This window comes from Photobacterium lipolyticum (assembly GCF_003026475.1).
Lineage (GTDB): Bacteria > Pseudomonadota > Gammaproteobacteria > Enterobacterales > Vibrionaceae > Photobacterium > Photobacterium lipolyticum.
On the sequence record NZ_PYMC01000020.1, the window covers coordinates 20,585 to 35,719 of the forward strand.

At 46.1% G+C, this 15,135-nt stretch carries 14 protein-coding genes; 6 read left to right on the forward strand and 8 right to left on the reverse strand.

What is annotated here, in order from left to right; genetic code table 11:
* Nucleotide 1: 1 nt before the first annotated feature.
* On the reverse strand, nucleotides 2-1,222 hold the full coding sequence (gene csdA / locus C9I89_RS19520; RefSeq protein ID WP_107284994.1) for a cysteine desulfurase CsdA: 1,221 nt from the start codon (nucleotides 1,220-1,222) through the stop codon (nucleotides 2-4).
* Nucleotides 1,223-1,643: 421 nt separating this feature from the next.
* On the opposite strand from csdA, the gene C9I89_RS19525 reads away from it, so the two are divergent.
* Genes C9I89_RS19525 through rlmM form a run of 4 tightly spaced genes read left to right on the forward strand, consistent with a single transcriptional unit; the run spans nucleotide 1,644 to nucleotide 4,717 of the window.
* A complete protein-coding gene (locus tag C9I89_RS19525) occupies nucleotides 1,644-2,552 on the forward strand; it encodes a transcriptional regulator GcvA (protein WP_107284995.1) in 909 nt (302 codons plus the stop codon).
* Complete coding sequence (locus C9I89_RS19530) at nucleotides 2,545-3,261, forward strand: alpha/beta family hydrolase (protein ID WP_170107743.1); 717 nt, start codon at nucleotides 2,545-2,547, stop codon at nucleotides 3,259-3,261. Before C9I89_RS19525 ends, C9I89_RS19530 begins: the two co-directional genes overlap by 8 nt.
* On the forward strand, nucleotides 3,251-3,625 hold the full coding sequence (locus C9I89_RS19535) for a DUF423 domain-containing protein (protein ID WP_107284996.1): 375 nt from the start codon (nucleotides 3,251-3,253) through the stop codon (nucleotides 3,623-3,625). Before C9I89_RS19530 ends, C9I89_RS19535 begins: the two co-directional genes overlap by 11 nt.
* Nucleotides 3,626-3,634: 9 nt before the next feature.
* The gene (rlmM, locus tag C9I89_RS19540; RefSeq protein ID WP_107284997.1) at nucleotides 3,635-4,717 is read left to right on the forward strand and encodes a 23S rRNA (cytidine(2498)-2'-O)-methyltransferase RlmM; all 1,083 of its coding nucleotides are present in this window, start codon (nucleotides 3,635-3,637) and stop codon (nucleotides 4,715-4,717) included.
* 146 nt (nucleotides 4,718-4,863) lie between these two features.
* Here rlmM and xni read toward each other — a convergent pair whose 3' ends face one another.
* From xni to queF, 5 genes are all read right to left on the reverse strand, one after another.
* Complete coding sequence (gene xni / locus C9I89_RS19545) at nucleotides 4,864-5,637, reverse strand: flap endonuclease Xni (RefSeq protein WP_107284998.1); 774 nt, start codon at nucleotides 5,635-5,637, stop codon at nucleotides 4,864-4,866.
* A gap of 132 nt (nucleotides 5,638-5,769) precedes the next feature.
* Nucleotides 5,770-7,143 carry a nucleotide 5'-monophosphate nucleosidase PpnN gene (gene ppnN, locus C9I89_RS19550; protein ID WP_107284999.1) on the reverse strand — a complete coding sequence of 458 codons (1,374 nt, stop codon included), beginning with the start codon at nucleotides 7,141-7,143 and terminating at the stop codon, nucleotides 5,770-5,772.
* A 354-nt stretch (nucleotides 7,144-7,497) separates the two neighbouring features.
* A complete protein-coding gene (locus C9I89_RS19555) occupies nucleotides 7,498-9,057 on the reverse strand; it encodes a GGDEF domain-containing protein (RefSeq protein WP_107285000.1) in 1,560 nt (519 codons plus the stop codon).
* A 137-nt stretch (nucleotides 9,058-9,194) separates the two neighbouring features.
* Complete coding sequence (locus C9I89_RS19560) at nucleotides 9,195-11,477, reverse strand: tetratricopeptide repeat protein (protein ID WP_107285001.1); 2,283 nt, start codon at nucleotides 11,475-11,477, stop codon at nucleotides 9,195-9,197.
* A 116-nt stretch (nucleotides 11,478-11,593) separates the two neighbouring features.
* Nucleotides 11,594-12,439 (reverse strand): NADPH-dependent 7-cyano-7-deazaguanine reductase QueF, encoded by an 846-nt coding sequence (queF, locus tag C9I89_RS19565; RefSeq protein WP_107285002.1) that lies wholly within the window; start codon nucleotides 12,437-12,439, stop codon nucleotides 11,594-11,596.
* Between the two features lie 63 nt (nucleotides 12,440-12,502).
* On the opposite strand from queF, the gene syd reads away from it, so the two are divergent.
* Nucleotides 12,503-13,069 (forward strand): SecY-interacting protein, encoded by a 567-nt coding sequence (gene syd, locus C9I89_RS19570; protein ID WP_107285003.1) that lies wholly within the window; start codon nucleotides 12,503-12,505, stop codon nucleotides 13,067-13,069.
* 3 nt (nucleotides 13,070-13,072) lie between these two features.
* Complete coding sequence (locus tag C9I89_RS19575; protein ID WP_107285004.1) at nucleotides 13,073-13,846, forward strand: Zn-ribbon-containing protein; 774 nt, start codon at nucleotides 13,073-13,075, stop codon at nucleotides 13,844-13,846.
* Between the two features lie 279 nt (nucleotides 13,847-14,125).
* Here C9I89_RS19575 and C9I89_RS22880 read toward each other — a convergent pair whose 3' ends face one another.
* Both C9I89_RS22880 and cspE read right to left on the reverse strand, forming a co-directional pair.
* A complete protein-coding gene (locus tag C9I89_RS22880) occupies nucleotides 14,126-14,338 on the reverse strand; it encodes a hypothetical protein (RefSeq protein WP_107285005.1) in 213 nt (70 codons plus the stop codon).
* A gap of 342 nt (nucleotides 14,339-14,680) precedes the next feature.
* Nucleotides 14,681-14,893, reverse strand: coding sequence for a transcription antiterminator/RNA stability regulator CspE (cspE, locus tag C9I89_RS19585; RefSeq protein ID WP_107285006.1), 213 nt, complete (start codon nucleotides 14,891-14,893; stop codon nucleotides 14,681-14,683).
* Between the last annotated feature and the right edge of the window lie 242 nt (nucleotides 14,894-15,135).

The window sequence follows — 15,135 nt, forward strand, 5'->3', positions numbered from 1 at the left end:
CTTATAGCAAGCTACATGCTTTGTGGAGCGCGGCAATAAAGCGCTCGATGTCTTGTTCTGTGTTATATAGCGCTAATGATACCCGCAGAGTGCCTGTTAGCCCTAGTGCATCCAGCATCGGATGGGCACAGTGGTGGCCTGCTCGCAGGGCGATACCTTGTTGATCCAATAAGGTTGCAATGTCTTGATGGTGCACGCCTTCGACGATAAACGAAAACAGGCTGGCATTGGCTTGTAAGCCGACAATACGCAGACCTTCAATCTCGGCGATGCCATCAATCGCCTTCTGCCGTAAGCGCTGAATGTGTTGTTCGGCACCTTCCCGGTCGAGTGATTGCAACCAGTCAATCGCAGTGGCCAGTGCCAGGCTACCCGCAACATTCGGGGTGCCTGCTTCAAACTTACCCGGCAGGCCTGAAAATGTGGTGCCGGCAAAAGAGACTTTTTCGACCATTTTTCCGCCCCCGTGCCATGGTGGCATGGCTTCAAGAATGGCTTGCTTGCCATAGAGCACGCCAATGCCGGTAGGGGCATAGAGCTTATGGCCGGAGAAGACATAAAAGTCGGCATCCATCGCCTGAACATCAACCGTTTCATGGACGATACCCTGAGCACCGTCAACGACGACGACAGCACCTTGCTGGTGGGCGTCAGCAATGATCTGTTCAATTGGATTACGGGTGCCTGTCACATTAGTGATATGCGCGACGGCGACAATTTTGGTGTTGTCGGTTAAGCATTGGTGAAAGGCATCCATATCCAGCGTGCAATCGGGTTTCATCGGGATCTTGACGACCTTTGCCCCGGTCTGCTCAGCTACAATTTGCCAGGGCACGATGTTGGCGTGGTGTTCCAGTTCACTCACGAGAATCTCATCGCCAACTTGCAGGTTCTGGCGCGCATAGGTCTGAGCAATGAGATTGAGTGCTTCGGTGGCACCCCGGGTCCAGATAATTTCGTTGCTAAAGCGGGCATTGATAAATTGCTGCACCGTGTTGCGGGCGCGTTCGAATTGCGCTGTCGCCGTTGCCGTCAGGCTATGGCTGCCACGATGCACATTGGCATTGTGACCACTGTAATACTGCCTGATGGTTTCAATGACAACCTGAGGCTTCTGGGCAGTCGCGGCACTATCAAGGTAAACCAGAGGCTGATCATTACAGTCTTGATGTAAAGCCGGAAACTGTGGGCGAATTTGGTTGATATCAAATTGGGCAGTCATGGTGAGTCACATTGGGTTATTTTTAGAGGGCGATCATGCTAATTATTGGCGTTAAGAGCAAGCGGTTATCCCTCATCCACCAGATAATTATACTCAAGAAGTGATTTTATCGTTGCCACAAAGGCCGGAATAAAAAAAAGCACCGTGTTGAGACACAGTGCTTAACAATAAAAACTTTGACGGATAGGTCAAAAAAACAGGAAGTAAATGGGTAGATTGACTACCTGTCCGGCACAACCCGGACAATATGCAAACACAACATCGCAGCATTGGCTTGTTGATAAATGCTAGAGAGCAAAATATCAGATGTTTAAGCCTTTGTTGCGGCGAGAATCATAGGGTTTCTATAGCGCTTGGACAATGGACAATTTATAATGTTCGCCATAAAAAAAACTAATGTGTCGGCCAGTACCGGAAAACTATGTCTAGACGATTACCACCACTCAATTCACTCAAGGTATTTGAAGCTGCAGCCCGGCATTTGAGTTTTACTCGGGCAGCGGAAGAGCTATTTGTCACACAAGCGGCTGTAAGCCACCAGATTAAAGCCCTTGAGGAATTTCTCGGGCTGAAATTATTTCGCCGTCGTAACCGTTCATTGTTACTGACCGAGGAGGGGCAAAGCTATTTTCTCGATATAAAAGACATTTTTTCTGCTATCTCGGATGCGACAGATAAGGTGCTTGAACGGGGGGCAAAAGGGGCGTTAACCATTAGTTTACCTCCTAGTTTTGCTATTCAGTGGCTGGTGCCGCGGCTGGCTGATTTTAATGAGCACCATCCTGAGATTGATGTGCGAATTAAAGCCGTGGATCTGGATGAAGGATCGTTAACCGACGATGTTGATGTCGCGATTTATTACGGCCGTGGTAATTGGCCGGGATTACGGGCCGATAAACTGTATCAGGAATACCTGTTGCCGGTCTGTTCGCCAATGCTGCTAACGGGACCTAAACCGCTGCGTACGCTCGATGATCTCAAGCTTCACACCCTGTTGCACGATACCTCGCGTAAAGAGTGGAAAAGCTATGTCCGCCAATTTGAGCTCTCCGGTATGAACGTTAACCAGGGGCCGATTTTTAGCCACTCAACCATGGTGCTTCAGGCTGCTGTACACGGTCAGGGCATTGCCTTGGGTAATAATGTGTTGGCGCAACCAGAATTAGACGCCGGGCGTCTGGTATGCCCCTTTGATGAAATCCTGATGAGTAAAAACGCTTTCTATTTGGTGTGCCAGGAAAAACAAGCGGAGACCGGACGTATTCAGGCTTTCCGTGACTGGGTCTTAGCAAAAGCCGCGAGTGAGCAAGAGGACATTACGGATGCCTAATGCTGTACCTGTTACTGATGTCGAACAAGCATCCACATCGCCGACATACCTGATTGACGGCCCCCTGCGGGGTGAAGAGGCTATAGCGACCTTTTTATTCGCTCATGGTGCCGGGGCCGGGATGGATCACGAATTCATGACGGCTATTGCTCAAGGCCTCGCCAAGCATGATATCCGCGTTATCCGGTTTGACTTCCCTTATATGGTCAAACGCCGGGAAGACGGTAAAAAGCGTCCGCCAGATCGCCAGCCTAAGCTGTTGCTGGATTTCCAAAAGCACATCAATGAGTTTGCTGACGGTAAACTGGTGATTGGCGGGAAATCCATGGGCGGTCGTATGGCCAGCCTGATAGTTAGCGACATCGCGGCTGAATCACCGGATGTGGAAAACTGCAGTGCGAACGTGCAGGGGGTGGCGTGTTTAGGTTTTCCTTTTCACCCGCCCGGCAAGCCGGAGAACTTTCGAGGTGAGCACTTAAAAGTCGCTACTTTACCGATATTAATTCTGCAGGGGGAGCGAGATACCTTTGGTACCCGAGCTGAAGTTGAAGGCTGGCAGTATGCAAAATCGGTTTCTGTCAGTTTTTTACCCGATGGTGACCACAGCTTTAAGCCGCGAAAATTGTCGGGGTATACTGCGCAGGGAAACCGCGAATTAGCGATAGAACAGTTAGCTGCTTTTATTCAGGTGTGTGTGGGTGCCAGTTAAAATTATCTTATTTTTCGCAGCGTTAAGCGGTGCCGTAATGGTGACACTGGGAGCCTTTGCCGCTCACGGCCTGAAAGCTCAGCTGCCACCTTCTTTGCTCGATGTGTTTCAAACCGGGGTGCAATATCAGGCATGGCATACGCTCGCGTTGGTCGGATGTGGATTATGGGCACGCATTATGCCGACAAAAGCAGTACAATACGCAGCCCTGTTTTTTGCAACAGGAATTTTGCTCTTTAGTGGCAGCCTGTATGCGCTGGCGTTGACGGGAATTAAATGGTTCGGCCCCATCACTCCGCTGGGGGGCATGTGTTTTATTATTGGTTGGGTAGCGCTTGCTGTGGCTGCCTGGCGTTCAGCTTGAGGGTTCAAAGTGAATCAAGTTATATTGTACTGTCGTCCAGGCTTTGAAAAAGAATGTGCCGGTGAAGTTCAAGACAAAGCGAACAAACTGGAGTTATATGGTTTTCCTCGGACGAAAAACAATACCGGTTATGTGGTGTTTGAATTTCATCAGCAGGGTGATGCCGAGAAATTCATTAAACTACAGCCTTTCTCTTCGTTAATCTTTGCCCGCCAGATGTTTGCGGCAACAACGCTATTAACGGATTTACCGCAAGACGATCGTATTTCACCGATCCTTGAAGCGGTTAAAGATTTCCCTCGTTGTGGTGAGCTGCGCATTGAAACGCCAGATACCAATGAAGCCAAAGAGCTGTTGAAATTCTGTCGTAAGTTCACGGTGCCGCTACGCCAGGCGATGCGTAAAAAAGAAGTGCTGTATGCGAAAGATAATGGATGGAAGCCAGTGCTTCATGTCTGCTTTATCGCCCCCGGCTGTTGCTATGTCGGTTACTCGCTATCCAACAATAACTCGCAGTTCTTTATGGGTATTCCGCGTCTTAAGTTCCCTTCCGATGCGCCAAGCCGTTCAACGCTAAAACTGGAAGAAGCTTTCCACGTGTTTATTCCTCGTGAAGAGTGGGATGAGCGTCTGGCTTCCGGTATGTGGGCTGTTGACCTGGGGGCTTGCCCGGGTGGCTGGACGTATCAGCTGGTTAAGCGCTCGATGTTTGTACATGCGATTGATAACGGTCAGATGGCGCAGAGCCTGATGGATACCGGTCAGGTTAAGCACCACGAAGTGGATGGTTTCAAGTTTGAGCCGCCACGTAAGAACGTGACCTGGATTGTCTGTGACATGATTGAGAAACCAGCACGGGTTGCTCACCTGATGGGTGATTGGTTGATCAAAGCATGGGCAAAAGAAGCCATCTTCAACCTGAAACTGCCAATGAAAGGCCGTTACGATGAAGTGCTGCAGGATATTGAAAACCTGAAGCATTACCTGATCCAAAATGGTGTGAAATTCAATTTACAGGCGAAGCACCTGTATCATGATCGTGAAGAAATCACGGTACACATCCAGCGTTTGGACAACCGTTCTCCGCATTAATGTTGAGGCGGAACAATACTCGTTATTCTTGCTAAAGCGGGATTTCGTATAACGAGTGTTAAGTTAGTTCGGATAGACAATGCTGAAATACAAACAACGCCATCATCGCTGATGGCGTTTTTTTATATCAACAGGAGCGACGATGATTAGCTTTGTGGCCGGTAGCGGATATCCTGCAGATTGAAGCCAAGCTGCAGATCTGTTTTCAGCGTGGAAACTTGTTTCGATGCGATTGCTAGATCATGATGCTCATCGACTTTTTTCTTCCACTTAGGCTGCAGATCACCGACGGTAATAATCGTTTCAAGATCAGGGTAAAGTGACAGTAATTCGACGGCAGCTTTCGGGCCGATACCGGGAATGCCGGGGATTTTACTGGAGCTGATCCCCGCTAATCCCCAGTAGTCTGGCAGTTGTTCCGGCTTAACCCCATACTCTTTTTCGACAAAAGGGCTATCGAGCCAGCGCTGCTGGAAATAATCACGCACGCGTAAAGTCGGGCGCAAGAGCTGGCAGTAGCCTTTATCGGTTGAAATGATGGTCACCTGCTCCCCCCTGTCGGCGACTTTCAGTGCCAGAGTGGCCACTAAATCATCGGCTTCATCACCATCTGATAACAGTGAGTCGACCCCCATCCCCATAAAGGCATCTTGTATCGTCTCCATGCCTTCAACCAGTTCAGGCGGCATCGGCTTGCGGCCTTCTTTATAGTGAGGCAGGAGCTCGGCACGCCATCCCCGGTCGTCGCTATGATGGTCGAAGACCGCCACAATATGCGAAGGAATACTACTCTTAATGATCTTGCCTAATGCCTGGCAGCAAACGCGGGCTGTGTTGTGTACATCCGGCTCGCCGGGTTGGGCTGCATGAACACGACGAATAAGGTTAAGGGCATCAATAACAACAAGATGGATAGACATAACAGTGACTGACTTTGATAAGAAAAAGGGCCGATACAGGCCCTTATTCTATACCTAAACCACCTCAAGATGCAGTGCACTGCGAGAATTCATTAGCTTTTAGTCAGGCTGCCATTTGAGTGAATAGTGGTTCTATTTCCCGTTTGTCGGGGCTGTGATGATCTCGTAGCAAGGCTCATACTGGGTGCCTGGCAGCTTCATTCGTTGCTGTTCGACGAAATTCTTCAACAGTTTGTCCATACGCTTCATCAGTGCGATATCGCCATTGATCTTAAACGGTCCTTTACGTTCAATTTCACGGATCCCGTCTTCTTTTACATTACCGGCAACAATGCCAGAAAAAGCACGCCGCAGACTGGCGGCAAGGTGCTCCGGACGTTGATTTGTATGTAGATCTAATGTTGACATTGAATCGTGGTTTGGTTCAAACGGTAACTGGAACTCAGGTGGGATTTTCAGTGACCAGTTAAAGCTGTAAGCATCGCCAGTTGCTAAACGGTGTTCTTTGATCAATGGCATTGATGCCTTCATGACTTGGGCTACTTTCTCCGGATCATCAATAATAATATGATAATGTTTCTGGGCTTCAGTCCCTAAGGTGTCTTTGATGAAGGCATCAAGGGTACGGAAATACGGTTCACTTTCTTTTGGTCCGGTCAGCACTAAAGGCATTGGCTGATCGGCATTTTCCGGGTGCATTAAAATCCCCAGAATATAGAGCAACTCTTCTGCCGTACCTGCTCCGCCCGGGAATATAATAATGCCATGCCCGACGCGGATAAAACCTTCCAGGCGCTTTTCGATATCCGGAAAAATCACTAACTCGTTAACAATCGGATTCGGCGGTTCAGCGGCAATAATTGACGGCTCGGTCATGCCAAGAAAACGACTGTTGCTATAACGCTGTTGAGCATGACCGATAGCAGCGCCTTTCATTGGCCCTTCCATTGCTCCGGGACCACAGCCGGTACAGATATTCAGCTCGCGCAAGCCCAGCTCTTGGCCCACTTCTCGGGTGTACTGATATTCTACCGGATTGATCGAGTGGCCGCCCCAGCATACAACGATGTTAGGGTCTTCACCAGAATGCAACATCTGGGCGTTACGTAAGATACTGAAGATATAATTGGTAATGTGGGTGGCACTAGTCAGGTTAATGTCATTGCGCTGCTGTACATGCATGTTGACGTAGACGATATCACGCAGTACCGCAAACATATGCTCTTGAATACCACGGATAATACGACCATCAACAAAGGCATGTTTTGGTGGGTTGATCAGTTCGAGCTTGATGCCACGCTCGCGACGCATGACATTGACATCAAAGCTTTTGTGCTTCTCCAGCAGTTCTTTTGAATTATCGGTATGGCTGCCAGAGTTTAAGACTGCCAGTGAACAGTTTCGATACAAGCGATACAGATCACTGGATGCAGTGGCTTTCAGACGGTCAACTTCGAGCTGCGAAAGCAGCTCCATGGATCCGACTGGACTGATATGAGTAATCATAGTTACCTCCCTGGTCACGATGAAACGGCGTTGGTTACGTCGTAAGAGAAAATCTTAGAGTAATACCAATCGGGATTGATATTAAACTGGTTGCCTATATCTCTAATACCATTATTAAAAGTGCCATTTATGCTTATATTGATTTGTCAGTAATAGCTTGCTTTCAATTTGCTCCAGAACGAAATTGCGGCGAGTTGAACAGTGGCAGGAGTCTGTTGAAGATATAATACCAATCGGTATAAATATCAGTTAGGTATAAAGGTTGTTGTCAGACTGTTAACGAACAATCGGTTACTTTTACCATACACAGGGATAGAGGGTTTGACCAGAGTTCAGTGTAAATTGGCATTACGGTTATAAAATCCAGAACATGCGGTTACGGCCGGCACTTTTAGCACTGTAGAGTGCTTTTTCAGTACGTTCAATGATATCGGTTGGTGTATCGTTACCTTCAAATAAGGTGGCACCAATCGATATTGAAATCGTGACATTTTGATCCCGGAAGCGGAAAGGTAATTGCGAAATTGACTCGCGGACCTTGTTAAGACGTTTATTCCTCTCTTCTTCACTAACATCAGGCATGATCACGACAAATTCATCGCCGTCAAAACGGGCGATGAAGTCAGTTTCTTCCAGGCACTGATGAATAGTGCGGGCGATGATCTTTAATGCTTTATCGCCGGCTATATGGCCGTAACTGTCATTAATGTCCTTGAAATCGTCGATATCAATCAATGAAACGCATAACGGATGCTGGTAGCGTAACCAGCGACGATATTCATGTTCAAGGCGATCATTCAGTGCTGCACGGTTATAGACTTTGGTTAGGTGATCGAGAAACATTTTACGTTCCTGATCATTGAGGCGCTGGCGGTAATCCTGAGTTTGCTCAAACAAGGTGGTGACTTTATTCTCGTTATAACTGAGCTGCTCAATCAGCATTTTTTCTCTTTTTTCCAACGCACGGTTGCGATCGACCAATACCTGTAACTCTTTCGTCAGTTCGGTTAATGTCGGGCGCCAGTTTTCCAGGTTTTTTTGATCTTGTAGGCCTTGTTTGACGGTATTGACGACCGTCGCCAGTTCCGTGGTGAGTTCACCGTGATGTGCGTATAAGGCCGATGTCTGCCCAACATTTTGATTGGTGGTTTTTTGCAGTGTTGCCAGATCGCTGTTCACCGAATCTAAGAATTTCTGTGATGAACGACGTTCCTGGTGAGTGCCATTAAGTACCAGGCGCAAGACTTCCAGAGACAACTCAATCAGTGTCTGTGGAGGCACACCGATCAATAATCGGTTGCGGATGGTCAGCAGCTTATCACCGGATTCGCCATCAAAATCCAGCTCGGTGATCAAATGCTGTAGTTCATTGGTCAGCTGAAGCTGCAAATCATGATCTAGGGTGTCTTTAAGAACCAGATTATCATTGGATGTTGATATCAGCTTCAAAGAGCGCTCATACAATTCCAGTAAGCGCAGAATACGTTGATGATTGTGAGCCAGGCTATCAGACGTTGCACTGAGGATATTGCGCAGTTCGCGCTTTAGCTGAGCCGGTAAACCGTGGACCCGTTTCAGCGTTTCACCACTCTGGTGAATCTGTTGCTCGAGACGCTGGTTTTCTTTTTCGGTGAATCCGGCTTGTCGGGTAACTAAGCGTTCAATAACAGCCAGACGGGGAATGAGTTTACTGATGTCTTTGGGTTGGTCGAGCTCAGTGCGCAGTTCAGTCAGCTTAGTGTCCAGCTCACTGTCCAGTCCGCGATAAGCGACAGATAAACGGGTGATCAAGCGTTTTAAGATTACAATCTCACGACGAGACTTCAGCGAAGCATCGCGATAAGACAATTGAGCTTGGTCTAAGCGTTGCTTCAATTTACTCACTTCCGAAGCAACGGCATTAATATCTGTCACGTTGTTGATGAATTACCCAAACACATAATATTAACCTTTTTAATTAGTCGTTTACTCAGGCCTAGTCGAGCCATGTTAGCAAAAAACGAGCTTGGCGTTTAGCTGTTATCGGCGTGATGATAGATAACGCTATTAGTTTAAATGACATTTTTGTCTGAATCGTGATCATTGTTCCAGTTGAATTCTTTTGCCGATGAACTCTGCACTTTGACCAGTCCATTATCAATGCCCTGAATACAGGCCTTACGAATATTATCACATGCGAAACTTGCAGCCGGCGCGGCATCAATCGCACTCAGGTGCACCCATTGGCTACCTTGTTCAGTCTGGCTGTTAAGACGTGCGGCGTTAGCGGCCATCAGCAGGATATCAATCAGCTCCTGATCATTGATGGCGGTATAGGCACGAGGCAAAAAGGGGTATTCGGCCATGCCGATTCGAACTCGTGAATCGAGTTGACGTTCAATCAGGAAGTTATCGACCAGTTGCTGGATTGAGTCAGCTAATTGTTTAGGCTCTGTATTTAAGCGCGAGTTAGGCTCAATATACAGGAACATCGCGTCTGAAAAGTGATAGAGACGTGCTGGTTTGCAGATCTGCTCTTTCAGGTAATCACCAAATTGACGCTCAACTTCTAATCCGTGCTGGTAGCCGTATTGCAGGTAAAGGTGCTTCAAAAAAGGGACTTCAAATAACGCAAATCGCAGCCGATCACTCAGCGGTTCATTAATAATTTCACCTAAATGCCATTGTTCAAAGTTAGCGCTGCTCTGTTGCAGCGAGTTTGGCAGGCGGGCATTGAGCATTCGCAGGTTGCGTAATCCACTACGAGGGTGGGTATAGAATTCAGTACGTAAAATACCCAGTCTTATTTTCAGGTGCTTGACTATCCGGTGCCGGCGGATTAGAAAAATGATCAGTAATGCAATTAAGCTGAGTAAAAACAGGCTTACTTTCTTTTGATTGTATATCGATTTTTCATTTTCAAATTGCTGACGTTCCATTTCTTCAAGGTGCAAGGAACGTTCCAGCATCCGTTGCTGTTGCTTGAATACGTCAACATGACTTTTGAGCTGGCTTTCTTGCTGGCTGGCAAAAATCTGCTCATATCGTCGCTGGCTTAACAAGGCATTGTAGTAGTCATGCTGTTTTTCAAAGGTTTCAGAAAGAAGAGACTCTCCCTGCAGCTGAAGTTCCCGTTGTCCTGAGCGACTGGCCGAAATCAGACCTGCTTGCAGCGTTGATATTGCCTTTTCGAGTCGACCTTCGGCTAATTCAAGCTTGCCTTGCAGGATTTGGACTTCGGCCTGGATGGTTTCATTGCTTGCTTGCTGAGCCAGTTGACGGGCTTGCTGAAGATACTGTTCTGCTTTCGGGTAGTTGTATAGGTGCAGATAGACCCGGGCTATACTCAGTCGCAGGTGTGCTGAATGAACAATATTATGGCGCAGTTGATTCTCCTGATCTAATGCATTGAAATAATGCACCAAAGCAAGATTGTAACGACTTTGTTGTTCATAGATGGAAGCAATAAGCGCTAATGTTTTGGCCAGAGGCTGAGTGTGTTGGAAATGCTCGAAAAATTCCCCCGCCTGGGTGGCGTGCTCCAATGCTTTGTCATAGACATTGCGCTGTTCAAATAACATAGCTAGCTCGTAGTTTGCGTGCGCTATTTTTGCTTTTTTTCCGCTCTCTACAGCCAGCCAGTAACCACTCAGCAGGCGGTCTAACGCTAAATCGTAGTGCTTCTGTTGCAGGTAGTGATGGCCGATCGTGAGTTGATAAGTGATCCGCTCTTCCTGATCGTCCAGATCATTCAAAAAACGTTTGGCTTGGGCAAACAGTTTTTCTGCCTGGTCATTATTATCAAGAGCGGATTCGATGACGGCACGCTGCATTGACGATTGATATTGCAGCACTTTAATCTGTTTGGTGAGTTTAAGCGGCTGCGATTGACTGATATCGTTATCAACCTGATCCAACATGTTGAGGGCTATGGCGCTGTTTTTCAGGTTGTCCCAGTAGATTTTGGCATGAAGAAGGCGTGTTTCAAAAATGGTATAGGTGAGTCCATTGTCGGAGGCCAACGTTTGCGCTGACTTAATGGTACTGATGGCTTTTTCTGGCTGGTTTAACAGCGAGTATGCCTGCGCTTTGATCTGCAGCGCATTGATTGTATTCAGTGGGGTGCGAACTGTATGGTCGGTTTCGTCATTAACATGAACCCGCGACGATTCTTTTGGCTCACTTAGGCGACGTTGGCTTAAATAACGATTGACGGCTTCCAGCGCTTTTTCCGGGCTGGTTTGTAATAGCTCACTAGCGTCAGTCAGAATTGGCGTAGTATAGATTTTTGCATTCGCGCTAAAGGAAGCAATCAGGATAATTATTATACTTAGCAGCCAACGGCGAAAACTCATACTATCTCTTAAACCACAATAAACACAGTGGTCTAATATTACTGGGTTGGGGAATCAAGTCCAGCAAAGTACACGTTTTTGCTGGACTTATTGCCTCAAATTCCGCCGTCTGGTAATTACTGACGAGCTAAGCGGAAGTTATTGCTTGGTGTTTTGCCTTGATTGGTACGGTATGGGTTGATATCTAATCCGCCACGACGGGTATAACGTGCATAAACGGTCAGTAATTCTGGCTGGCAGAACTTCATGATATCCGTGAAAATACGCTCAACGCATTGCTCGTGGAATTCATTGTGGTTGCGGAAGGAAACCAGATATCGCAGCAGTTTTTCGCGATTAATACGCTTGCCTTTATACGAGATCTTTACGCTGCCCCAGTCTGGCTGGCTGGTGATCAGGCAGTTGGACTTAAGGAGGTGGCTATTTAGCTCCTCGGTTACAACAACTTCTTCAGCCGCACCCTCAAGGTAGCTGGCGTCAAATTCATAATCGGTGATTTCAATATCTTGATCATCGATACATTCGCCACTGAAGTTGACAATCGGCTGGTCATCAAAATCGGCTAAAGGTTGAATAGTGACATCGACATCTTCACCGGCACACTGAGTTAAATCTTTCTGAAGCACATCGGCCACTTTCTGCCAGCTTGCAAATTTAGTTTGGTTAAAGCTGTTTAGATATAGCTTAAATGACTTCGATTCAATTAGGTTCGGGCTGCTGGCCGGTAGGCGAACTTCACCAATGGCAACCTGAGGTAGGCCTTTGCTGTTTAACCAGGAAAGCTCATAGAGTGTCCAGATGTCATAACCAGTAAATGGCAATGTTTCGCCAAGTGCCAGATCATCACGATTCAGGCTGCGTGGTACAGGCTGAAGAAGAGAGGGATCATACTGGTCTTTGTATTCCGTACCCTGACCTAGGGTTAAACCGGCTAATTCTTTCGCGTCTTGATATTTGCTCATACTGTCCTGGACACACTTGGATTAGAATAGGCAAAGTTTACTTAATCTTTTGTGAGGTTGCGAATGAATCATCCGGTTGCGGTGGCTTTATCTGAATTTTCCACCCGTTTTCTGCAAGCATGGCGTGATGCCGGTCAAGGTTTTCCAAGAAGCGGTGACTTGACTGGCTTGGCCTCGCCATGTGTAAAGGCCGATGATGGCTACGAAGTGACCTGGACTCCGGTAGCCCGAAATCCGATGGGGGATCTTGCCGGGGTAGAAAAAGGGATTGAGCTGCGCCTGCATGAGGATATTACTGCTTTTTACGGTGCGCAGTTTAGCGGTGATATGGCTGTCAGGTTCCAAGGGGCAGGTCACAATATAGAGTTTGACTTGCTTCAGGCATTCAGTGAAGAAGATGTGCAGCGCCTGCAGGAAAATATTCTTGGCCACTTAGTGACCCAGCGTCGCCTGAAACTTAAGCCGACCGTATTTATCGGCGCATTAGAAAAAGAAGATAAAGTCATTGCTATCTGTAATATGACCGGCCAGGTGGTATTGGAGACCTTAGGAAAAAATATACGCGAGGTTCTGGCGGAAGATGTCGCAAGCTTTCTGTATCAGTTAGAGCCCGTGGTAAAAGAGGCCTGATCCATGTATATAACTGAACTGGATTTTGAGGTTTATTGTGACACTTCTCTGGGAGCCGTTGAAAAAGCGATTAACTATTGTTTGGACTGCTTGCGTTACAGCGGTCAAATTATTGGTCGTGAACTCCCTATTGCGATGAATGGTGGCAATTTTGTCGCCAGAGTTGTTTGCCCTGAGGCGAACAGTCTTCATCCTGACTTCCATAGCCATCAGGTGAAACAGGCTTTCGACCAGCTGAGTGAATTTGGTCTATTGCGACCGAAAGTGAAAGTCATCGGTGAAGATATGAACTCTGATCCCAGTGATGAATGTGAAAAGCCCGGTTGGCTGATTTTATACACCAGTCACTTGCATACTTGCTCACCGATCCGCTGTGGTGAACATTTCCAGCCTGTTCCTTTATATCGGTTACCTGCACTCGAAAATGGCGATCAAAAGCGATTGATCAAATGGCAGGAAGACTGGAGCGCTTGTGATCAACTCCAAATGAACGCTTCTGTGGTTGAGCACCCGACGTTGCTTGAAATCAGCTCCAGTAAAAGCATTCTGTTCCGCCGTGGTTGGGATATCTGTCGCCGTATGGAAGTGGTAAGTGAGATCCCTACTTACCTGTATATCTATCGCGTTGGCGGTGAAAGCAAAGAATCAGAGCAAGCTCGTGTCTGCCCTGTATGCGGAGGCGATTGGGCACTGGATGAGCCATTGCATGAGATCTTTGACTTCAAATGCGACGAGTGCCGTTTGGTGACTAACTTGTCGTGGGATTTTAAGGATTAAACATTCTCGACAGCAGTAAAACAGGCGGCTATCGATAAATATTATTGATAGCTGATTCTGAAGAGCTTCGGGATATAACCAGGTTTATAGTTAATGCACTAGATTGGACTTATCAAATAAGTAAAAATCTCTCAAGCTATCTGGTTTTCAACAACTACCGAGACTGTGATTTACATTGTTATTAACCATTTTTCAGATTTGTTTTTAATTAGTTTTTATGAAAAATGCAATGCGCAGTATGCGGTTATATATAAAACCTAACGGAGTATAATAGAAGTACTAAAAGGAAATGGAGAAATTACCAATAAGTTGATTGCTGTTATTATTAATAATACTACCTTCACATGTTTTTTCACAATAAGAAAGTTTAATATCCATATTATCCACATTGCCTTTAATTAGAATGTGGCGTAATAATACATCGCTATTTAATTGATGTATTAATGCATCCCAAGAAACGTCACCTTTTAAAATATTGAAGTTCACGATCATTTATTTACCTCGGTTTTTACTGTAGTGTTTTCTTGGCGACCTTGCTGAAACCAAAATCGTTTGCGACCTATTGAACGAGACATAAGCATCCTTGTCTTAATTATCAGCATGATAAAAATATAATAAGTTAAAAAACCTAAAGTTGTGATTAAGTATCTGATAGTTAAGCTTAATAATTTTATTTATAATAATACTGCGAAGTAAATAAGGAACGTAACGACATATACAAAAAGCAGATGTAGGAAATGTTTATATTTTCTAATGTACGGTATAAATAATTGGTTAATAGTTAATTTAGAGTGACGTAAATGATCATGAGATCATTTACGCCGACTTACAAAATTATAGCGCTACTACGTTAGAAGCTTGAGGGCCTTTCTGGCCTTGTTCTACTTCGAAAGATACTTTTTGGCCTTCAGCCAAAGTTTTGAAACCTTCTGAAGCAATTGCACGGAAGTGAACGAATACGTCAGCACCGCCGTTGTCTTGAGTAATGAAACCAAAACCTTTGTCTTCGTTAAACCATTTTACTAGACCAGTTGTTTTATTAGACATGTAGTGTCCCTTATATATTTAAATTCATAAAGTTATCGCGATAATGCGATGCGCTGAGAGCTTGAATTATTGAATGTGACGACGAAGCTAAGGGAAACACTGAGGATAACAACAATAACGAAGAAATTCTGAGGTTTTACTTTTACTTAATGTTTCATTAATAACTCTGAACAACAGAGCGAGATGAATAGTACCTTAGTATCGAATATTGTAAAGGTTTATTTTACGTTAATTTAAAAAGA